Raw genomic sequence first — 20291 nt, 5'->3', positions numbered from 1 at the left:
GCCTCATTGCGGCGGCCGCGTCCCCGGCGTCGACCGTTTTGGCCGGCTGCCCAATTTGGCTGGCCGTTCAGCTTGGCTGCAGATGGGGCAGCACGCCCAAAAGAGATATGCCCAAAAGAGATACGCGCAGAAGAGTTAGGCGCAGAAGAGATTGGACGATCCTGAGATGACGGCGCCTGTGCCTGCGATAGGGGAAACGGCCACCGGCACTTCCATGGACCCGGCCCGGCCGGAAGTGGACAACCCACGCTCGCCAATCCTCGCCGGTTTCATCGGTTCCATGTTCCTGCTCATCGGCTCGCTCGGCGTCGGATGGCTGGCGCCGGTCTCAGAGCTGCGGCGGATGCCCCTATTCATCTGGATGCGCACCGAGGCGTTCGGCGTAGGGCTGTCCATCGTGCTGCTTGCGGTGGGCGGCATGCTGCTGGTCCGGGCCTGGCTCAGGCTCGGCCAGCACGTCCACGTGTGGGGCCGGGAAGCCCGGAAGGCCACACTCCAGGCCGTCGTCGCGTGGGGCCTTCCCATGATGTTCACCGTCCCGCTGTTCAGCCGGGACGTCTACGCCTACATTGGCCAGGGCCGGCTGATGGTCGAGGGCTTCAATCCGTACGAGAACGGCATCTCGGCGCTGTCCAACTACTTCCAGCTGGGAGCGGACAAGATGTGGACCGAGGCCCCGGTTCCCTACGGCCAGGTGTTTTTGTGGATCGAACAATTCGTGGTCTGGGCCACCAACGTTCACCCGGAAGCCAGCATCATGCTGTTCCGCCTCGCCGCGCTGGCGGGTGTGGTGCTGTGCATCGTCTACGTGCCCAAGCTTGCCGAGCTGCACGGGGTCAATCCGCACCGTGCCCTCTGGCTGACGGTGGCGAATCCGCTCTTCCTGACCAACTTCATCGCCAGCGTCCACAACGATGCGCTGATGATCGGGCTGGCCCTCGCGGGCCTCTACTACTGCGCAACCCGGCGGGTCATCCTCGGCATCGTTCTTGTCACGGCCTCCATCGCGGTGAAGCCGATCACCGTGGTGTTCCTTCCGTTTATCGGGTTGCTCTGGGCGGGCAAAGGGGCCAGCTGGCCAAGGAAGTTTGTGTTCTGGGGCCTGACGGCCGGAATCAGCCTTGCCCTGCTCTACGCCATGAGCCTGGTCAACGGCTTCGGGTTCGGCTGGATCAACGGACTCTCAGCGCCCGGCAGTGTCTGGATCTGGTACGCGCCGGTGGGACTGCTTGGCCTGGTGGTCGCCTCCATTTTCAACGCGTTCAGCCTGGACGGCTGGGGGCTGGCCAAATGGGTTTACGACGCCGGCAAGCTCCTTGCCGTGGGCATCGTCGCCTGGCAGATCTTCCGGGGCGAACACGACCGCCTCATGCGCCGCCTGACCCTCGCCTTCGCGGCTGTTGTGGTGCTCGCGCCCATGATCCAGTCCTGGTACGTGGTGTGGCTGATCCCGCTGTTCGCCGTCACGGGCATCCGCGACGACTGGCAGGTCAAGGCCCTGTACTTCATCGTTTCCTTCTTCATGGTCTATGCCATCTCCGACCAGCTGGAAGTCTTCCCCTACCTGCAGACCGACGACCTGGGCCTTGCCCTGGCGCTGGCCCGCAACGCAGCCGCCATCATTGCCCTGCTGTTTGCCCTGTACCTGATCTTCCTGGACCGCAGCACCAAGCTGCTTTTCAGCAAGGCGGACCAGCCCGTGACGACGCGCCCTGTTATCTGACCTGAACGTTTTTCAGGGCTTCCCTGCGCGAGAGCGGACTGAGTGACGGGCCGTTCCGCGTCACGAAATCCAGGACCCAGTTTGGATCGGTTTTGGCGTACTCACGCAATGCCCACCCGATGGCCTTGCGGATAAAGAACTCCCGGTCGGCCAGGTTCGCCTCGATGACGGCAGAGAGCAGCCCGGTGTCCGTCTGGAATTTTGCTCCCAGCTGGGCCGTGATGGACGCCCGCCGAATCCAGAAGTCCCGATCGGCGCTCCACTGGAGCAGTACGCGGGTGAGTTCCTCCCGGTGGGCCTGGAGTAGCGTGCCGACCCGGTGGGCCACGCCGTCTACATAGTCCCAGGACGAGCCGGTCCGGATGATCTCCTCATACACCGGAAGCATCCGCCGGTCTCCGGCCACGCTCCGCAGTCCGGTCAGGTCAATCGCCGCGTAGCGTTCCTCGCGGTAACGGGCTTCGCGCCACAGGACCAGCACCGTTGACCGCAGGTCCTCGGCGGTTTCGAAGGGATGGGCAGCGGCCGCGGCTTTGGTTGTCCTGCGCACCTCCGGCACGCGGACGCCGAGGGACGGCGTTGAGGACTTCATGTAGGCCTGGGCCGCAGTGCCGCGGGTGGGGTCTGCCGCCGCCCGCAGCTCGGAGCGGATCAACGCCAGCACCGCTTCATTTGCCATGGTGTCAAGATAGCCCGTTCAAGGAGCCCGAGGCAGCGGTTGCTGCTGCCGCTGCGGTCCGTGTGGTCCTAGAGTAGGCAACGTATGAGGCGCTGCCCGCAGGGACCCGCCTGCCGCTGGCCAGAGAATTCCAGGAGGCAATCCATGTCCATGATCAAGACGCCCGATGAAATTGCCATGATGCGCGAGGCCGGGCGGGTGGTGGCGAACGCCCTGGCAGCCGTCCGGCAGGCCGCTGCGGTGGATGTTTCGCTGAAGGAACTCGACGAGGTTGCTGCCGCCATCATGGCGGACGCCGGTGCCACGCCCGCGTTCCTCGACTACAAGCCCCGGTGGGCGTCGGTCCAGTTCCCGGGCGTGATCTGCACCAGCGTCAACGACGCCGTGGTGCACGGAATCCCAACGGGTACCGGCTGCGCGACGGGGACCTGCTCAGCGTGGACTGCGGCGCCTTCGTCGAAGGCTGGTGCGGTGACGCGGCCCAGAGCTTCATCGTGGGCACGCCCAGCCAGGAGGACCAGGCACTCATTGAGGCCACGGACGCCGCGCTGGCCCGGGGCATCGATGCCGCGCGGGTGGGAAACAAGATGGGCGACCTCGCCTACGCGATCGGCGGCGCAGCACGCCGCGCCGGCTACGGCCTGCTGGCTGACCATGGCGGCCACGGGATCGGCCGCACCATGCACGCCGAGCCGTCCGTACCGAACGACGGGCGGCCTGGCCGGGGAATCAAGCTGGCGGAGGGGCTTGTGATCGCCATCGAGCCCATGCTCATTCTCGGCGGCAACGGAGACTATTTCCACGACGAGGACGAATGGACGCTGCGGTCCGCCAGCGGCCGCAGGTCCGCCCACAGCGAGCACACGGTGGCTATCACAGCGGCCGGACCGGTGATCCTGACCCTGCCGTGAGGAAGGCTGTTCCGGTCATCCGACCCGCAGCCGCACCACCGCGCGCCCGGGAACTGCGTCACTGACCACCTCAAACCCGGCCGCCAGGAACAGCCCCAGCGTGCCCTGGTAGAGATCGGACGGACCGGCCTTTGGCCGCTGCGCGGGATCCACCGGATACCCGTCCACAACCGTGGCCCCGTTGGCGCGTGCGTGGTCGACGGCGGCAGCCAGCAGGGCCGCTGCCACGCCGCTGCGGCGATGGCCGGGAGCAACGACGAAACAGCTCACCGACCACATGCTCCCGCCGCCGTCGTCGGCGGCCGCGGGACCGGCCGCCTTGAACACCTGGGAACGGAGAATCCGCGGGTAGCACCTCCGCGGCTCCACGGCGCACCAGCCGACTGCGGAGCCGCCGCGGTACGCCAGGACCCCCGGCGCCGGCCCGCCGCCGTCGAACTTGTCTTTCAGCTGTGCCTTGCGGTCAGCGGGCGTCGTGGCAGCAAAGCTGGCTCCCGGAAGGGCAAAGAACCGGCACCAGCAGCGTGACGGTTCGCCGCGGACGCCGAAAAGTTCCTCGACGGCGGGCCACTCGGCGGCCGCCGTGGTGATGCCGCCTGCTGCCCCCTGTGAATCTGTCATGGCCGCCTTCCCTTGCCGCCGGGACTGTCCTGCTGCAGGACTGTGTTTGTTGCCGAAACCGCCTCGTTTCCGGACTAGGAAGCGGGTTCGCCGCCCGGCTCGGTGCTCCGGCGCAGCGTCACCTCGCCCGTGACCCCCACGGTGCCGGCGCCCACGGTGCCGGAACCCGCGCCGGGCACTGCCAGCCTCCCGATCTCCTCCAGGGGCAGGCGGACGGTGGAGAGGGCCGGCCGGAAGTCGCGCAGGGTTTCGATGTCGTCAAAGCCGGCGATGGCGGCGTCACGGGGGATACGCAGCCCCTTGGAGCGCAGCGCGGCGGTGGCCCCGATCGCCATGACGTCGTTGACGGCAAAGATACAGAGCCGGGGCGGTGCGGCGGCTTCAGCACCGGCCTGGCCGCTTCCGCCGTGCGCCCCGATGCGTGCGGCGAGCTCCATGCCCGCCTCATAACCGCCCGTGCGGTCGAATCCGGTGTGCAGGACGTCTGCCGGCGGAAGCCCGGCATCCGCCAGGCCGCGCTGGAAGCCGCGCACCCGGTCGTCGGAGGTCAGGAGGCCCTCCGGGCCGGCGATGATCACGAACTCCCCGGCATGTGAGGCGGCTAGTTCCCGGGCGAGTTCGGCGGCGAGCTCCTCGTTGGGAACCCCAACCACGTGATAGCCCTCGTCGGATTCGGCGCCCACTACGGCGTGTCCCACGACGCCCACCCGGCCGCCGTTGCGGCAGTAGCGGTCAAGCTCGGCGGCCAGTTCGGCGTTGCCCTGCTTGTCGGCGGTCCGTGCAGACCGCGATCCCGCGATCACTATCGAGTCCGCCCGGCGTGCAGCAAAGGCAGCCACGGCCGCGCGCTCATCCGCTGGGCTGCCCGCGGTGGTGGCCAGCAGCACCATCTTGTTCTGGTGCCGGGCTGCGGCCTGGACGCCGCGGGCGATGGCTGCGAAGTAGGGGTCGGCGATGTCGTGCACGATGAGTCCGATGAGGCCGGAGCTCGACTTCGCGAGGCCCTGCGCCTGGGCGTTGGGGATGTAGCCGAGGGAGTCCGCAGCCTTCCGGACACGCTCAGCGATATCAGGTCCGGGGGTCCTGGCGGAACCGTTCAGGACACGGCTGGCAGTGGCAGGGGAGACTCCGGCCAGGCGGGCTACTTCGGTCAGCGTGCTTGCTGCCACAGGCGAAACTCCTCTTCAACGGGCCCCAGCATCGGGAAACTCGGCTGATGACCACATTATCGCAGTTACAGAAACTTCCGGAAAGCGCTTGCCAGATTGGCTGCGCGACTGCACTATGGAAGCAGCGGGAATGCGCTTTCCCAATTTGCTATCCACCACGATTGAATGAGGACTCATGGGCTTCGAAACAAAGACGATCCGTATCGCCATGAACGGCATAACCGGCCGGATGGGCTACCGCCAGCACCTGCTGCGCTCCATCCTCCCCATCCGTGACGCCGGCGGCTTCACCTTGGAGGACGGCACCAAGGTCCAGATCGAGCCGATCCTCGTTGGCCGCAACGAAGCGAAAATCCGCGAGCTGGCCGAGCTTCACAAAATTTCGGAGTGGACCACCGACCTTGACGGCGTGATCAACGACCCCACTGTCGACGTCGTCTTCGACGCCTCCATGACCAGCCTTCGGGCCGCAAACCTGAAGAAGGCCATGCAGGCCGGCAAGCACATCTTCACCGAGAAGCCGACGGCGGAAACCCTCGAGGAGGCCATCGAGCTGGCCCGCATCGGCAAGGAAGCCGGGGTCACCGCCGGCGTCGTGCATGACAAGCTCTACCTGCCGGGCCTGGTCAAGCTCCGCCGCCTCGTGGACGAAGGGTTCTTCGGCCGGATCCTGTCCATCCGCGGCGAATTCGGCTACTGGGTCTTCGAGGGCGATGTGCAGGAGGCCCAGCGCCCGTCCTGGAACTACCGCAAGGAGGACGGTGGCGGAATGACCACGGACATGTTCTGCCACTGGAACTACGTCCTGGAAGGCATCATCGGCAAGGTCAAGAGTGTTAATGCCAAGACCGCCACCCACATCCCCACCCGGTGGGACGAGGCCGGCAAAGAATACAACGCAACGGCAGATGACGCCTCCTACGGCATCTTTGAGCTGGTTACCCCCGGGGGAGACGGCGTCATCGGCCAGATCAACTCCTCGTGGGCTGTCCGGGTCTACCGTGACGAGCTGGTCGAATTCCAGGTGGACGGGACGCACGGATCTGCCGTCGCTGGGCTGAACAAGTGCGTGGCGCAGCAGCGGGCCCACACGCCGAAGCCGGTATGGAATCCGGACCTTCCGGTCACGGAATCCTTCCGCAGCCAGTGGCAGGATGTGCCGGCCAACGCGGAGCTGGACAACGGTTTCAAGCTGCAGTGGGAAGAGTTCCTGCGCGACGCCGTCGCCGGCCGCGAACACCGTTTCGGGCTGCTTTCCGCCGCCCGCGGCGTGCAGCTCGCCGAACTCGGCCTGCAGTCCAGCGACGAACGCCGCACCATCGACATTCCGGAGATCACGCTCTGATGACTTCACTGATCCTTCCCACATCCGACGGCGGGACCCGGGAATACCGCCTCCGTTCCGCCACCACCTGGGCCAAACCGATGGCGCCGCTGACATCGCGCCGCGCCTACGCTGCGGCCCACGTCATCCCCGAAGTCACTGCCGACAACACTCCGGGCGCCCCGGCCCGTCTCGACTGGGACGCCACACTGGCCTACCGGCATGAGCTGTGGTCCTACGGGCTCGGGGTTGCCGACGCGATGGACACCGCCCAGCGTGGCATGGGCCTGGACTGGCCAGCCACACAGCAGCTGATCAAGCGCACGGGGGCGGAGGCGGCCTCCGTGGTCTCCGCCGGCGCCACGGCCACTGCAGGCATGACGGTCCGCGACCTCGTGTCCTGCGGCGCCGGTACCGACCAGCTGGACCTCGCCACACTGCCGGCCGGCGCGGCCGGGCTGCAGGCTGTCCTGACCGCCTACCGCGAGCAGGTCGCCGTCGTCAGCGAGGCCGGGCCCAAGGTGATCTTCATGGCCTCCAGGGCGCTGGCCCACGTGGCGTCCGGTCCCGAGGACTACCTGAAGGTCTACTCCGCGCTGCTCCAGGAAGCCGACCAGCCCGTCATCCTGCACTGGCTCGGCACCATGTTCGACCGCGCGCTGGCCGGTTATTGGGGCTCGGACAGCGTTGACCAGGCCACCGAGACGTTCCTCTCCCTCATCCGCGAGAACGCGGACAAGGTGGACGGCGTCAAGGTCTCCCTGCTGGACGCTTCGCACGAAATCGCGCTGCGGGCGGCGCTTCCCGAGGGCGTCCGCCTCTACACCGGCGACGACTTCAACTACCCGGAACTGATCGACGGCGACGGAACCCTGCACTCGGATGCCCTGCTGGGCATCTTCGCGGCAATCTATCCCGCTGCGTCCGCGGCGCTGCAAAGCTACGACGCCGGAGATGCCGCCAAAGCGCGTGCCATCCTGGACTCCACCCGCGAACTGGGCAAGCACATCTTCAGTGCCCCCACGTTCTACTACAAGACCGGTATCGCCTTCCTGTCCTGGCTCAACGGTAAGCAGCCGGGTTTCCAGATGGTCGGCGGGCTGCACTCGGGCCGTTCCGTGGTGCACCTCGCGAAGACCTTTGAACTGGCCGACGAAGCCGGGCTGCTGAAGGACCCAGCCCTCGCAGCGTTCCGGATGTCCGATTTCCTTCGCATCAACGGAGTGGGAGTATGACCTTCAATTCAGAACCGTCCCCCTTTGCACGGCTTTCCCTCAACAGCGCCACCACCAAGAAGTGGACGCTCGCCGAGGCTGTTGACGGCTGCGCGCGTGCAGGCATCCCCGCCATCGCCCCCTGGCGGGACATTGTTGCCGAGGCCGGGCTGGACAAGGCGGCCAAACTGATCAGGGATGCCGGGCTCCGGGTTTCCTCGCTGTGCCGCGGCGGCTTCCTCACGGCTCCGCACGCCGAAGGGCAGGCGGCAGCGCTCGCGGACAACAGGGCAGCTGTTCTGGAGGCCGTTGCTCTCGATACGCAGGAACTGTTCCTCGTGGTCGGGGGTCTGGTGCCGGGGGAGAAGGATGTCGTGGCTGCCCGCCAGCGCGTGGCCGACCGGCTGGAGGACCTCGTCCCGTTCGCCGTCGAACATGGCGTCCGGCTGGTGCTGGAACCCCTGCACCCGATGTACGCCGCCGACCGCGCGCTCATCTCCACGCTGGGGCAGGCACTGGACCTGGCGGCGCCGTACGACGCCCGGGCGGTGGGGGTCGCCGTCGACACCTTCCACGTCTGGTGGGACCCGGAGCTGAAAGCCCAGATCGAGCGTGCCGGCCGGGAGAACCGGATCGCCTCCTACCAAGTGTGTGACTTCAACCTTCCAATCGCTGCGGACGCGCTGCTTTCCCGCGGCATGATGGGCGACGGCGTGATTGACTTCGCGACGATCGGCACCTGGGTCCGGGACGCCGGCTACACCGGCGACATCGAAGTGGAGATCTTCAACCAGGAGATCTGGGACGCCGACGGCGACGACGTCCTGGCGAGGATGAAGGACCGCTACGCCGAACTGGTGCAACCCTTCGCCTGAACCCGCCCTTACCTCGGTGGCTATCCGCGGGTAGGGTGGCGCCAGGAGGGGAAGCAGATGGACAAACACTTCAGGGACGCCGAGGCGAGCGTTGTTGTCGCAGCGCAGCCGGAGCGAGTGTGGAAGGCGCTGACGGATCCGGCCGACGTCAAGGAATACTTTCTAGGCACGAACGTCACATCGACCTGGCGGGAAGGTGAGCCTGTGACGTTCGAGGGGGAGTGGCAGGGCAAGTCCTACCAGGACAAGGGGACGGTGCTGGAAGCCCGCCCCAACGAACTCCTGCGCATCACCCACTACAGCCCCTTATCAGGCCTGCCCGACGAGCCGGACAGCTACCACACCGTGGAATACGGGCTGGAGCCCGTTGCGGAGGGAACCCGGGTCAGCATCACCCAGGGCAACAACAAGAGTGATGGCGAAGCCGCGGAGTCGGAAAAACTCTGGGGCATGGTGCTTGGCAACCTCAAGGAGTACCTGGAGGACTAGACAGCGCCGCTGGCAACTTGCTGCTTACCGACTTCGGCTGGCTTGCACCCTGCCACGGTGGGCAGCAGCACGCAGCTGGATGATCCGGGCTGCGCCCGCCATGGCCACGAGGACACCTCCACCTACTGCCGCGATGAAGAGGGACATCCCGAGCGACACCGCGCCTTCAAGGCCGAAAAACTTCACCTGGACGAGTTCCTGGTTCTGCAGGATGAAGATGATCAGCAGTACCAGTACCACCAGCGCCGAGGCCACCGCCGCCCAGATCATACCGGCGCGCGTCACGCGCCGGTCAGGCTCTGCCAGCCCGGGCCGCGGTGACGTGGCTCCGTCGTAACCCGGGATCGCGGCCGTACCAGGATGGCGGGCCGCCGGGCCGGTACCCGCCGCCGCTTCGGTCGGTGCCGGGTCAAGAGGCACTGCGGCGCCTGGCTGACCTGCCGCCGGGCTCGCAGGCCGGGGAAGCTCCGGATCGGACGGGTTTCCGCCCGGCTGGCTTTGCTGCATGCGGATGTTCCTTCCTTGATTGTTGGTCCAGGTGGCCGGCCCGTGCACATCACCGGCGCAATCCGATCATAGGCACAGTCGGGCCGAATTAGTAAGCATGCTTGCAATGTGCCACCGTGGGTAATGGCACCCCGCGCCTCAATGAACTCCTGACGAGCGTCCCGGGGGTGTTCTACACTCGGAAGTAGACATACGGGGCGTACTTGTCCGAAGTAGTACACGGCCGCCCCGAAGGGAGGAGCACCCCGATGCGCCGCAATCGTGTTATCGCTGGAACGTCCGCTTTCCTCATAGGCGTCACTGGCCTTTGGGCTGCGTCCCTTGCTCTCGGCGGCGGGGAGGTGCCGCAACCAGCGACGTCTCTCAGCCCGGGTTCGCTACCGTCCCCCAACAAGCCCAGGGTCCCGGCGCCTGATGTTCGGATCGCTGCTGTCGGTGACATGAACGGCGTCAGGAACATTGAGCCTGGTAGCCCGTCCGGCCGGAACGGTGCGGCGATCACCCGGCTCGTGCAGAAGAACCAGATTGACGCGTTCCTGGGGCTCGGGGACTTCCAGTACGACACTCCGCGCTGCGCTGACTACGTGAAGTATTGGACCCCGCTGTGGGGTGGCACGAAGCCCAAGTTGTACTGGGTGTCCGCCCCCAACCACGACTGGCAACCGGGCCGCAACGAAGACCTCGACAACTTCATGAACGGCCAATGCCGTGGTGCCCCGGCGAAGGCTGCGATCAACCGGCAGCGCGGGTTCATCGGGAACGGGGATCCGTACTCAACGGATTTCGGGAACTGGCACTTTGCGTTCCTGTCGTCCGCGCACTGGCGGTACGACCCCGCGAAAGCTGCGGCGTTGACGACATGGCTGGATCGCGACCTCGCTGCTGCCAAGGCGGCGGGTAAGTATCTGGCAGTTGTCTACCATGAACCGTACTTCACGTCGAAGACGGCCGAACATGACCGGGCCGCCGACCACAAGCCGTGGATCGACGTGATGTACAAGCACCGGGTCCGTCTGACCCTGTCAGGGTCACAACACAACTACGAACGCTCATGTCCGGTCAACAACAACGACCAGTGCGTCAGTGACGGGATGACAGCGTTCCAGGTATCCACGGGAGGTATCGGCCTCCGCTCCTTCACGAGCAGTCCGTCGTACATCGTGAAGCGGTTCAGCAACACCCACGGGTTCCTTCGGATGACACTCAAAGACAACGGGTCTTTCACCTGGAACTTCGTTCCAACGTCAGGGACGGGCAAGGATGCAGGTACGCGCTCCGCACCGTAGTAAAAGCCCGGCCTTGGGCAAGCGGTGGATGCAGCTTTCCCAGGCAAAACAGAAGCGGTCCTGACTCGCGTTTGCGCAGGTCAGGACCGCTTTTAGCCGTGCCCCAGGAGGGAATCGAACCCCCGACCGGCGGATTAGAAGGCCGCTGCTCTATCCCCTGAGCTACTGGGGCAACTGGTTTCCCGGCTTCCCGGGTGCCTCAAAAAGTCTACATTGCCTACGGGCCCGTCGGCGGCACCGGGCAGGAACGTTTCGGTTATCCACATACAGCATTGCGTACTTCCCGGCGGTCGCGTCGGCGGTTGATGCTGGAAGTGCCTGCTAGGGCAAGACACTTCGAGACAGGACACCAAGATGAGTGACAACATTACGGTCCGGGGCTTCGTGGCCACGGAGATCCGCAGTTCCACAACTCCCGGGGGCGTTCCCACCGCCTCATTCCGCCTCGGTTCCGCTGAACGGCGGTACGACCGCACGGCCAACGCCTGGGTGGACGGCAACATCAACTGGTTCACCGTCCAGGGATACCGGCAGCTGGCCGGGAACATGGGCTGCAGCATCAAGAAGGGCCAGCGCGTCGTCGTCGTGGGCAAGCTGAAGATGCGCAGCTGGGAGAAGGACGGCCGCATCTACCACGACGCTGAGATCGACGCGGACGCGGTGGGCCACGATCTCAAGTGGGGCACCGCCAACTTCATCCGCAATTCCGGCAACCCCCAGGCCGCTGACGGATTCGGCCCCGCGAACGGCGACCGCAGCGCTTCCGGATCCTCAGGCGTGGCCGGGGGCGGCTCCGACGAGGACCGGGAGGAAGGCGACGAAGCCGACGAAGACCCGGCTGCGGCGGGCATCTTCCTCGACGACGCCGGCGACGAGTTGCAGCTCGACCCTGAAACGGGCGAACTCACGGGAGCCGCTGCCTGAACGCCGGTGGCGTGCGGCACTGCACCCCCTTGGCGGTGCCGCATGGCAGAATGGCAGCGTGATGCGAGCGACGACACTTCAGCGGAACAAAGCGCTCCGCGGCAATGCCACTGGTGCCCGGGGAACTGCCAAAAAGGTTACCGGCCGGCTCGCATTGGCGGTTGTTGTGCTGTCGGCGCTCGGCGCCTGCACGGCACCGGGAGATCCGGCGACCGTGAACCAGACGGCGGAAGGACAGGCCGCTGGAGAACAGGCGGCCACGCAATCGGCAGCATCAGCCTCGGCAAAGCCGTCGGCGCCTGCGGCAGCCACCAAATCCACTGCCGGGGCCACAGCCGCACTGCAGCGGACCATGGCTGACGTCCTGGGAGGCGTAGTCGCAGCCAACCCCAAGCCGGCCACGGCGGAGATCACCTCGGCGCTCACGGCGGCAGGCGTTCCGGCGCGGAACCTGGAGGTCTCGGCAGGGCGCACGCCCACCGGACTCGAGGTCGATTCCATGGAAGCGGCGGCTGTCCAGGCCAAGGAATGTGTGATCGGCCAGGTCCGCGATGGGAAGGTGACGGTGACCGTGCTGCCGGCGCTGTCGAACGGGAAGTGTTTCGTAGGAGCCGCCGGCTGAGCCCGGAATGTGAGATATCACCGCCAACCCACTAGATTTGGAACCATGGCGGAATTTATCTACACAATGACCAAGGCCCGAAAGGCTGTTGGCGAAAAACTTATTCTCGACGACGTAAGCATGTCGTTCTTCCCGGGCGCCAAGATCGGCGTCGTTGGCCCCAACGGTGCCGGTAAGTCCACCATCCTGAAAATCATGGCCGGCCTGGACACCCCCTCCAACGGTGAGGCGCGGCTGAGCCCTGGCTACACGGTCGGCATCCTGCTGCAGGAACCGCCGCTGAACGAGGAGAAGACCGTCCTCGGCAACGTCCAGGAAGGCGTTGGCGAGATCTACGGCAAGATCCAGCGCTTCAACGAAATCTCCGAGGAGATGGCCAGCCCGGACGCGGATTACGACAAGCTCCTCGAGGAGATGGGCCACCTGCAGGAGGCCATCGACTCCGCCGATGCCTGGGACCTGGACTCCCAGCTCGAGCAGGCCATGGACGCCCTCCGCTGCCCGCCGGCCGACGCGGATGTCACATTGCTCTCCGGTGGTGAGCGCCGCCGCGTGGCCCTCTGCAAGCTGCTGCTGCAGAAGCCGGACCTCCTGCTGCTCGACGAGCCGACCAACCACCTCGACGCCGAGAGCGTGCTGTGGCTGGAACAGCACCTCTCCTCCTACGAGGGCGCAGTGCTCGCCGTCACCCACGACCGGTACTTCCTGGACCACGTTGCGGAATGGATCGCCGAAGTGGACCGCGGCCACCTGTACCCCTACGAGGGCAACTACTCCACGTACTTGGAGAAGAAACGGGCCCGCCTGGAAGTCCAGGGCAAGAAGGACGCCAAGCAGGCCAAGCGGCTTACCGAGGAACTTGAGTGGGTGCGCTCCAACGCCAAGGGCCGGCAGACCAAGTCCAAGGCACGTCTGGCACGCTACGAGGAAATGGCGGCCGAGGCTGACCGCACCCGGAAGCTGGACTTCGAAGAGATCCAGATCCCGCCGGGACCGCGCCTTGGCGGAGTGGTGCTTGAAGCCAAGAACCTGCAGAAGGGCTTCGACGACCGCACCCTGATCGACGGCCTGTCCTTCTCCCTGCCCCGCAACGGCATCGTCGGCGTCATCGGCCCGAACGGTGTGGGCAAGTCCACGCTGTTCAAGACCATCGTGGGCCTCGAGCCCCTCGACGGCGGCGAACTGAAGATCGGCGACTCGGTCAAGATCTCCTACGCCGACCAGAGCCGCGGCGGCATCGACCCCAACAAGACCCTCTGGGAGGTCGTCTCCGACGGCCTGGACTTCATCCAGGTGGGCAACGTTGAAATGCCGTCCCGCGCCTACGTCGCGGCGTTCGGGTTCAAGGGACCGGACCAGCAGAAAAAGGCAGGCGTGCTCTCCGGTGGTGAGCGCAACCGCCTGAACCTGGCGCTGACCCTTAAGCAGGGCGGAAACCTGCTCCTGCTCGACGAACCGACCAACGACCTCGACGTCGAAACCCTCAGCAGCCTGGAAAACGCGCTGCTGGAGTTCCCGGGCTGCGCTGTCGTGGTCTCCCACGACCGCTGGTTCCTGGACCGGGTGGCCACCCACATCCTCGCGTACGAAGGTGACGAGGAGAACCCGTCGAAGTGGTACTGGTTTGAAGGCAACTTCGAATCCTACGAGGAGAACAAGGTGCAGCGCCTCGGCCCCGACGCCGCCAAGCCGCACCGCGTCACGCACCGTCGCCTGACCCGCGACTAATCGAGCCGCGGCTCACCAAGCGGTGAAATCTAGCGCTGAGCACGAATAAGGCCGGGCCCGGCCTTATTCGTGTGCCAGAAGTCCGTTAGGCCTTGCGCATCTGGTGCAGCAGGATCTTGGTCTGGACGGCGCCGGCCACCTTGCTCTTGATGTCCGTCGGCACCCGGACCATGCCCTCCTGCGCCACGGATGCCACGTGCAGGCCCTCCCGGTTGAAGATCTTGCCGGTGGCCAGGCCCCGCGCTCCCTGGGCGCTGGGGGATTCCTGCACGTACAGGAGCCACTCATCAACGCGCACGGGACGGTGCCACCACATGGCGTGGTCAAGGCTCGCCACGCTCATGCCCGGCGTGATCCAGCTCAGCCCGTGCCTGCGGAGAATCGACTCAAGCAGTGTGTAGTCGCTGGCGTAGGCCAGCGCGGCGCGGTGCGTGTTGGCGTTGTCCGGCATGGGGCTGAAGGTCTTCATCCACACGGCGTTGCGTGCTTCCTTCTTCCCCGTGGCCGCCACATACAGGGCGGGATCCACATGGCGGATATCGAAGGGCCGTTCGTACGACCAGTGCCGGGCGACGGGGTGATCGAACTTGCCCAGCAGGTCAGCCGTGCTGGGCAGCGTCTCCGGATCCGGAATCCCGGCCGGCATCTCGGACTGGTGCTCAATGCCCTCATCGCCGGCCTGGAATGAGGCGATCATGGACAGAATCGGTGTGCCGTCCTGGTAGGCATGCACGCGCCGGGCCGAGAACGAGCGGCCGTCCCGCAGGCGCTGGACACCGAAGGTGATGGGCTTGTTCGCGTCGCCGGGCCGGAGGAAGTAGCCGTGCATGGAATGGACGGTGCGGTCCTCCTCCACGGTGCGCATCCCGGCGACCAGGGACTGGGCAAGGACCTGGCCGCCGAAGACGCGCTGGTGCGGCTGGCGCTGCGACGGACCCATGAAAATATCCTCGTCGGTGCGGGCGCCTTCCAGCTCGCCGAGGTCTAGCAGTTCGAGGAGGGAGTTCGTGGGGTCATTCGTGGGCAAGGCCTGCAATCCGGCGTCCGCTTCAGTCATGGTTTGACTCTAGACGGCACCCCGGCACCGCTCAACCGAGCCCCAGCCGGTAGTGTTCTTAACGTGTCTGATCTTCTTACCCAGTCTTTCCGCTTCGCCGACCCCCGCGACCTCGCCGATCTGAAGACCTTCGTCACCCGCGCCAAGGCCATCGATGACGGCGCCATCCGCCTGCAGGCGGCCGGCATGGTCCTGGCCGCCTACGTGTGCGTGCTCCGGCCCCGGATCCTGGGGGAGTCCACCCCCACGATTCTCGGCCTGCGCACCATGGGCCTCGCGGAGCCATCGGCCGTTGACGTCACGGTTCCGCTCGCTGCTGTCCTGGACCGGCTGGCTCGGGCGGGGGAGAACGACGCCGATCTTCCGGTCCCGCCGTCGACCGTCACCGAATCATGGGCCGGCGTGGGTGCGCCGCGCAGCGGCTGGGAACTCGTGGACTCCGTGCCCGACGCCGAACTGCGGCAGGCCGCCGAGGCCGGCATCGCCGAGGTGGCCGGCATCGTTCCGGACAAACCCGGAGCCATGATCGTGAACAACGCCCGGGCCGCCGTCTGGGGACGCGGGCTCGAGGGGCGGCACGGGGTTCCGGCCGGAGCGGCGTTCGCCGCCCTTGCCCTGGGATTCCTGGGCGAGGACGAACAGAAGCTCTACCGTTCCGGGCGCTGGTTCCGGCTCAGCGGCAACCGCGGGCACGTGCTGGCACGTACCGGCGCCGGCCTGCTGTAGGCCGCCGATTACCGGCGGCGCGAAGCCGCCGCCGATCTTAGCCCTGCGCCTCGGACGGGCTGTTCACCATCGAGAGCGCGGCGCGCTCCATGTAATCCCACAGCGTTCCCTCATGCAGTGGCGGCAAGTCAAGGGAATCGACCGCCGTCCGCATATGGTGCAGCCAGCGGTCCTTCGCCTCGGGCGTCACCCGGAACGGCATGTGGCGCATCCGCAGCCGGGGATGGCCGCGCTCCTCGCCGTAGGTGGTGGGGCCGCCCCAGTACTGCTCCAGGAACATCAGGAACCGCCGCTTGGCCGGACCCAGATCCTCTTCCGGATACATGGCACGCAGCAGCGGATCGGTGGCCACGCCGTCGTAAAAGACGTCAATGAGCTTCACGAACGTCTCATGGCCGCCGACGGCGTCGTAGAAGTTGTCCGTGTAGCCCGGCTGGCTGAAGGGGTCGTTGCGCATCAGCGGCTGACGGACGCCCGGCTCCGGCGGGGTGGGAAGGGATGGAATGGTCATGGCTATTCTCCGGCCTTCTGCTGGGGTGCGTGCTCGGCATCGGCAGCCGTCGCTTCAGGCTCCGCAGGCGGGACGTAGGTGCCCTGCGAGCGGTTGCCCACACGGAGGATCTCACCGTTGCGGAGGTACCAGATGGCGCCGTTCTCGTCGCGGACGCGCGTGATCCTCAGCCCGATCGACTCCACGACGCCCACCACTTCGCTGGTTTCAATGACGTCGCCAATGCCGTACTGGTCCTCGATGGTGATGAAGATGCCGGCAAGGAAGTCCCTGATCAGCTGCTGGGCGCCAAAGCCGATGGCGATACCGAGGATTCCCACGCTGGTCAGCAGCGGCGCCACGTCGACGTCGAGGTTCTTCAGCATGTAGATGGTGGTGATGACCGCGATCATCACGCCGATGCCGCTCTTGAGGAGCGATCCGATCGTGTTGGCCCGCTGCACGCGCCGCTCATGGTCCAGGGCGCGCAGCGCCGGCGCCACCCAGCGGAAATGCGGCTTCTTGAACAGTGACGTGCCGCTAGCCACACGCTTGGTGATCCTGGCGATCAGGAAACTGGCGATCAGCCACAGGAGTATGCCTGCGCCGAGGCTGATGGCCACGCCGGCAAGGTCCAGTCCGGTGGGTTCCAGTGAGGCCGAGGGTGCTGTGAACATGCTGTACATCTGCAGGAAGGCTCCTTGCTGCTGTCCGGCGGCGGCGGGTCTCCGCGCTTTCCGGGGAGGCCGGCCGCTCTTTGGTCACTTTAAAGCCTAGCGGGGTCTGGCGCTGGCTAAGGACTTCCCGCTGTGGTAACGGGAGCGTGCAGGACGGGGAAATTTACGCTACGGGCAATGAAACACACCTGGTTCGCCTCATGGTGCATCTGTCCGGCCAGCGCGATGTCCCCGGGATCTGCCACCGTCACGTGCGGGCGGAGCGTCACGGTTTCGAACTGGCCGCTGCCGTCGCGGTTCAGCCGCATCATGCCGGTGGCGTTGTCCTCGTAGGACAGGACCACCACGCCATGCCGCACCGCGACGTGCAGGAAGGAGAGCATGTGGCACTGCGCCAGCGCCGTCAGCAGCAGCTGCTCGGGGTTGTAGCGGGACCGGTCGCCGTGGAAGGTGGGATCGGCCGAGCCCTGCAGGACCGGCAGCCCCGGAATCTCGATGTCGTGGTCCCTGGAGTAGTCCCGGTAGGACGACGTGCCGCTTCCAAGGTTGCCGGTCCAGCGGACCGTGAGCGCATAGTGGTGTTCGTCGAGTGCCATTGCCTAGACATCCGCCGCGCGTGCCCGTAGCGCCCGGGCCACGCCGTCGCGGTTTTCCAGCATCATCCGGCGCAGCGCAGCACTCTCCTCCGGCAGCGAGGCCAGGAACCTGTCGGTCCGGTCCACGGTGGACTGGCTGGTCAGCTGCGCCGGGTACAGCCCGACGACGATCTGCTGGGCCAGGGCATTGGTACGGTCGGCAACGATTCCCGGGACCGCCTCGAAGTATTTCTCCACGAACGGCTTCAGCAGCGCGGTGTCCAGCACCCGCGTGAAGCCGGCGACGGCCGAGGCCTGGATGGCGTTGGAGAGCTCGCCCTTGACGACGATTGACTCCCACGCCGCCAACTTGGCTTCCGGGGTGGGGATGGCTGCCTTGGCCAGGGCGGCCGCGTTCTGGCCGCTGGAGGTGTTGTCCTGCTGCAGTTCCGCGTCGATGTCCGCCTGGCCCAGCCTGCCGCCCGCCACGAGGGAGGCCACAAGCTCCCAGCGGAGGTCCTGGTCCACAGTCAGCCCGGCCAGGGTGGCCGAGCCGTCCAGCAGCCCGGTGATCCGGTCCAGCTGCTGCCCGCTGCGCGCCAGAAGCGCGAACGACTTGATGAACTGCAGCTGGGCGTCGGACCCCCCCGGCACGTCCGTGGCGAGTTCCCAGAGCCGGTCGACGGCGGCAACGGTGGTGGCTTCGCGGTGCTCCTCGGCAACGTAGAAGGTCAGCGTGGTGGCCAGCTGCCGCAGCTGCACCAGGATCACCGAGGAATCAGACTCGGAGGCGATGTTGGCCAGGATCAGGTCAACGTATCCGCGGGCGGGGCTTTCCCCGTCCCGTGCAGCGTCCCAGGCCGAGCCCCACACCAGCGTCCGTGGCAGGCTCTCCCGGAAATCCTTCAGGTGCGCCTTAGCGGTGGCCAGGGACTGCTCATCAAGCCGCACCTTGGCATAGGCGAGGTCATCCTCGTTGAGCAGGATGAGATCCGGCCGCTTGAGTCCGGCCAGTTCGGGGACCTCGGTGCGTTCGCCGTCGACGTCCAGTTCCTCACGGTGCACGCGCTCGAGCGTGCCCTCCTCGGTGAGGTCATAGAACCCTACCGCCAGGCGGTGCGGGCGGATGGTGGGCTGCTCGGCAACCGCCGACTGCAGGATGGCGAAGGACCTGATGGTGCCGTCGGCGTCTACCGCCAGCTCCGGCTTGAGCGAGTTCACGCCGGCCGTTTCCAGCCACAGGCGGCCCCACTGGTCCAGGTCGCGTCCGCTGGCCTTCTCCAGCTCCACCATCAGGTCGCCGAGCTCGGTGTTGCGCCAGGAATGCTTGGCAAAGTATTCACGCACGCCGGCCATGAACTGGTCCGGCCCCACCCAGGCCACCAGCTGCCGCAGCACGGAGGCGCCCTTGGCATAGGTGATGCCGTCGAAGTTCACCTCGACGTCCTGCAGGTCGTTGATCTCGGCGAAGATCGGGTGGGTCGTGGGGAGCTGGTCCTGGCGGTAGGCCCATGACTTCTCCACCGAGGCGAACGTGGTCCACGCGCTCTGGAACTTGGTGTTCTCCACCGCGGCCAGGTGCGACATGTATTCGGCGAAGGATTCGTTGAGCCAGAGGTCGTTCCACCAGCGCATGGTCACGAGGTCGCCGAACCACATGTGGGCCAGTTCGTGCAGCACGGTAATGGCGCGGCGTTCCACCTGCGCCTCCGGGACCTTGCCGCGGAAGACGTAGCCTTCGAGGATGGTGACTGCGCCGGCGTTTTCCATGGCACCGGCGTTGAACTCCGGCACAAACAGCTGGTCGTACTTCTCAAACGGGTAGGGACAGCCGAACTGCGCCTCGAAGAACTCGAATCCCTGGCGCGTGAGCTCAAAGATGTTCTCCGCGTCCAGGTACTGCATGAGGGACTTGCGGGCGAAGACGCCCAGCGGCACGACGCGGCCGTCCGAACTGGTGACATCGCTGCGCACCGACTGGTACGGTCCGGCGATCAGCGCAGTGACGTACGAGGACAGGCGCGGCGTCGGCGTGAAGTCCCAGACGGAGCGGGCGCCGCCGTTGTTCCCCGGGGCAGCCGCCACCGGCTCCGGCGTCGGGGAATTGGAGATGACGTCCCAGTGCGAGGGTGCGGTAACGCGGAACCGGAAGGTGGCCTTGAGATCGGGCTGTTCAAAGACCGCGAACATGCGGCGCGAGTCCGGCACCTCGAACTGCGTGTACAGGTACACCTCGCCGTCCACCGGGTCCACGAAGCGGTGCAGGCCTTCGCCGGTGTTCATGTAGGGGGCGTCCGCCACGATGGTCAGTTCGTTGTCCGCGGCAAGGTCCGGCAGCTGGATCCGGACGCCGTCGGACACCTCGGCGGGGTCCAGTTCGCGGCCGTTCAGCGTCACTGTGTGGACGGCATCTGTCACGGCGTCGATGAACGTCGACGATCCCGGCGCCGCCGTGAACCTGACGGTGGTGGCGGAACCGAAGACTGTCTCACCCTTGGTCAGGTCCAGGCTGACATCGTAGGAGTCAACGGCGATCAGGGCGGCCCGCTCGCGTGCTTCGGCGCGGGTCAGATTCATGCCTGGCAAGGTTGTGCCTCCAGAGGTTGTGGTGGCCGGACGGGCCCGGCCCGCCGGCTGCTGCGCACGGTGGTAATGCGTGCGGATGCATCACTGTGAAGCCATTGTTTCATTCCC

Annotated in this window: 19 protein-coding genes, 1 tRNA gene and 1 pseudogene; 11 read left to right on the top strand and 10 right to left on the bottom strand. The window is 66.3% G+C overall.

Annotation, left to right across the window (positions count from 1 at the left end; translation table 11 throughout):
* Positions 1 to 166: 166 nt before the first annotated feature.
* Positions 167 to 1723, top strand: a complete 1557-nt coding sequence (gene mptB / locus J7I85_RS00445; RefSeq protein WP_214845177.1) for a polyprenol phosphomannose-dependent alpha 1,6 mannosyltransferase MptB — start codon at positions 167 to 169, stop codon at positions 1721 to 1723.
* On the opposite strand, the gene J7I85_RS00440 is transcribed toward mptB, so the two are convergent.
* A complete protein-coding gene (locus J7I85_RS00440; RefSeq protein WP_214845175.1) occupies positions 1716 to 2402 on the bottom strand; it encodes a DNA alkylation repair protein in 687 nt (228 codons plus the stop codon). The genes mptB and J7I85_RS00440 overlap by 8 nt on opposite strands.
* 144 nt (positions 2403 to 2546) lie before the next feature.
* Here J7I85_RS00440 and map point away from each other — a divergent pair.
* Positions 2547 to 3313: pseudogene (map, locus tag J7I85_RS00435) on the top strand (type I methionyl aminopeptidase).
* Between the two features lie 15 nt (positions 3314 to 3328).
* Here the strand turns inward: map and J7I85_RS00430 are convergent.
* Both J7I85_RS00430 and J7I85_RS00425 read right to left on the bottom strand, forming a co-directional pair.
* Entirely contained in the window at positions 3329 to 3934 is a 606-nt protein-coding gene (locus J7I85_RS00430; RefSeq protein ID WP_214845173.1) for a GNAT family N-acetyltransferase, read from the bottom strand.
* A gap of 74 nt (positions 3935 to 4008) precedes the next feature.
* On the bottom strand, positions 4009 to 5103 hold the full coding sequence (locus J7I85_RS00425) for a LacI family DNA-binding transcriptional regulator (RefSeq protein WP_214845171.1): 1095 nt from the start codon (positions 5101 to 5103) through the stop codon (positions 4009 to 4011).
* Between the two features lie 175 nt (positions 5104 to 5278).
* Between J7I85_RS00425 and J7I85_RS00420 the strand changes: the two genes are divergently transcribed.
* Genes J7I85_RS00420 through J7I85_RS00405 form a run of 4 tightly spaced genes read left to right on the top strand, consistent with a single transcriptional unit; the run spans position 5279 to position 9005 of the window.
* Positions 5279 to 6448 carry a Gfo/Idh/MocA family protein gene (locus J7I85_RS00420; RefSeq protein ID WP_214845164.1) on the top strand — a complete coding sequence of 390 codons (1170 nt, stop codon included), beginning with the start codon at positions 5279 to 5281 and terminating at the stop codon, positions 6446 to 6448.
* Entirely contained in the window at positions 6448 to 7662 is a 1215-nt protein-coding gene (locus tag J7I85_RS00415) for a dihydrodipicolinate synthase family protein (protein WP_214845162.1), read from the top strand. Before J7I85_RS00420 ends, J7I85_RS00415 begins: the two co-directional genes overlap by 1 nt.
* Positions 7659 to 8516 (top strand): sugar phosphate isomerase/epimerase, encoded by an 858-nt coding sequence (locus J7I85_RS00410; RefSeq protein WP_214845154.1) that lies wholly within the window; start codon positions 7659 to 7661, stop codon positions 8514 to 8516. The genes J7I85_RS00415 and J7I85_RS00410 overlap by 4 nt, the downstream gene beginning before the upstream one ends.
* A 57-nt stretch (positions 8517 to 8573) precedes the next feature.
* Positions 8574 to 9005 carry an SRPBCC domain-containing protein gene (locus J7I85_RS00405; protein ID WP_214845152.1) on the top strand — a complete coding sequence of 144 codons (432 nt, stop codon included), beginning with the start codon at positions 8574 to 8576 and terminating at the stop codon, positions 9003 to 9005.
* A gap of 24 nt (positions 9006 to 9029) precedes the next feature.
* Here the strand turns inward: J7I85_RS00405 and J7I85_RS00400 are convergent, their stop codons facing one another.
* A complete protein-coding gene (locus tag J7I85_RS00400; RefSeq protein ID WP_214845150.1) occupies positions 9030 to 9512 on the bottom strand; it encodes a lipopolysaccharide assembly LapA domain-containing protein in 483 nt (160 codons plus the stop codon).
* Positions 9513 to 9952: 440 nt separating this feature from the next.
* On the opposite strand from J7I85_RS00400, the gene J7I85_RS00395 reads away from it, so the two are divergent.
* Positions 9953 to 10798, top strand: coding sequence for a hypothetical protein (locus J7I85_RS00395; protein WP_251023740.1), 846 nt, complete (start codon positions 9953 to 9955; stop codon positions 10796 to 10798).
* 99 nt (positions 10799 to 10897) lie between these two features.
* Here the strand turns inward: J7I85_RS00395 and J7I85_RS00390 are convergent.
* A tRNA-Arg gene (locus tag J7I85_RS00390) sits at positions 10898 to 10970 on the bottom strand.
* A 182-nt stretch (positions 10971 to 11152) separates the two neighbouring features.
* On the opposite strand from J7I85_RS00390, the gene J7I85_RS00385 reads away from it, so the two are divergent.
* The 3 genes from J7I85_RS00385 to ettA all read left to right on the top strand — a co-directional run bounded on the left by J7I85_RS00385 (position 11153) and on the right by ettA (position 14072).
* A complete protein-coding gene (locus J7I85_RS00385) occupies positions 11153 to 11722 on the top strand; it encodes a single-stranded DNA-binding protein (RefSeq protein WP_214845147.1) in 570 nt (189 codons plus the stop codon).
* Positions 11723 to 11783: 61 nt separating this feature from the next.
* Positions 11784 to 12344: a hypothetical protein gene (locus J7I85_RS24750; RefSeq protein WP_251023752.1), complete on the top strand. Its 561-nt coding sequence runs from the start codon at positions 11784 to 11786 to the stop codon at positions 12342 to 12344.
* A 45-nt stretch (positions 12345 to 12389) separates the two neighbouring features.
* The gene (ettA, locus tag J7I85_RS00375) at positions 12390 to 14072 is read left to right on the top strand and encodes an energy-dependent translational throttle protein EttA (protein ID WP_214845145.1); all 1683 of its coding nucleotides are present in this window, start codon (positions 12390 to 12392) and stop codon (positions 14070 to 14072) included.
* Positions 14073 to 14157: 85 nt separating this feature from the next.
* On the opposite strand, the gene J7I85_RS00370 is transcribed toward ettA, so the two are convergent.
* Positions 14158 to 15129, bottom strand: coding sequence for an acyl-CoA thioesterase II (locus J7I85_RS00370; RefSeq protein WP_214845143.1), 972 nt, complete (start codon positions 15127 to 15129; stop codon positions 14158 to 14160).
* Positions 15130 to 15192: 63 nt separating this feature from the next.
* On the opposite strand from J7I85_RS00370, the gene J7I85_RS00365 reads away from it, so the two are divergent.
* Positions 15193 to 15855: a hypothetical protein gene (locus J7I85_RS00365; protein WP_214845141.1), complete on the top strand. Its 663-nt coding sequence runs from the start codon at positions 15193 to 15195 to the stop codon at positions 15853 to 15855.
* A 37-nt stretch (positions 15856 to 15892) separates the two neighbouring features.
* Here J7I85_RS00365 and J7I85_RS00360 read toward each other — a convergent pair whose 3' ends face one another.
* The 4 genes from J7I85_RS00360 to pepN form a co-directional block, all read right to left on the bottom strand.
* On the bottom strand, positions 15893 to 16366 hold the full coding sequence (locus J7I85_RS00360) for a globin (protein WP_285289479.1): 474 nt from the start codon (positions 16364 to 16366) through the stop codon (positions 15893 to 15895).
* Between the two features lie 2 nt (positions 16367 to 16368).
* Positions 16369 to 17031, bottom strand: coding sequence for a mechanosensitive ion channel family protein (locus J7I85_RS00355; RefSeq protein WP_214845139.1), 663 nt, complete (start codon positions 17029 to 17031; stop codon positions 16369 to 16371).
* Between the two features lie 107 nt (positions 17032 to 17138).
* Positions 17139 to 17618 (bottom strand): OsmC family protein, encoded by a 480-nt coding sequence (locus J7I85_RS00350; protein ID WP_214845128.1) that lies wholly within the window; start codon positions 17616 to 17618, stop codon positions 17139 to 17141.
* Between the two features lie 3 nt (positions 17619 to 17621).
* Positions 17622 to 20174, bottom strand: coding sequence for an aminopeptidase N (gene pepN / locus J7I85_RS00345; protein ID WP_214845126.1), 2553 nt, complete (start codon positions 20172 to 20174; stop codon positions 17622 to 17624).
* Between the last annotated feature and the right edge of the window lie 117 nt (positions 20175 to 20291).

This window comes from Arthrobacter sp. ISL-65 (assembly GCF_018613795.1).
GTDB lineage: Bacteria > Actinomycetota > Actinomycetes > Actinomycetales > Micrococcaceae > Arthrobacter.
Note: the sequence above shows the minus strand (reverse complement) of the source record. Positions and strands in the feature narration are given on the sequence as shown.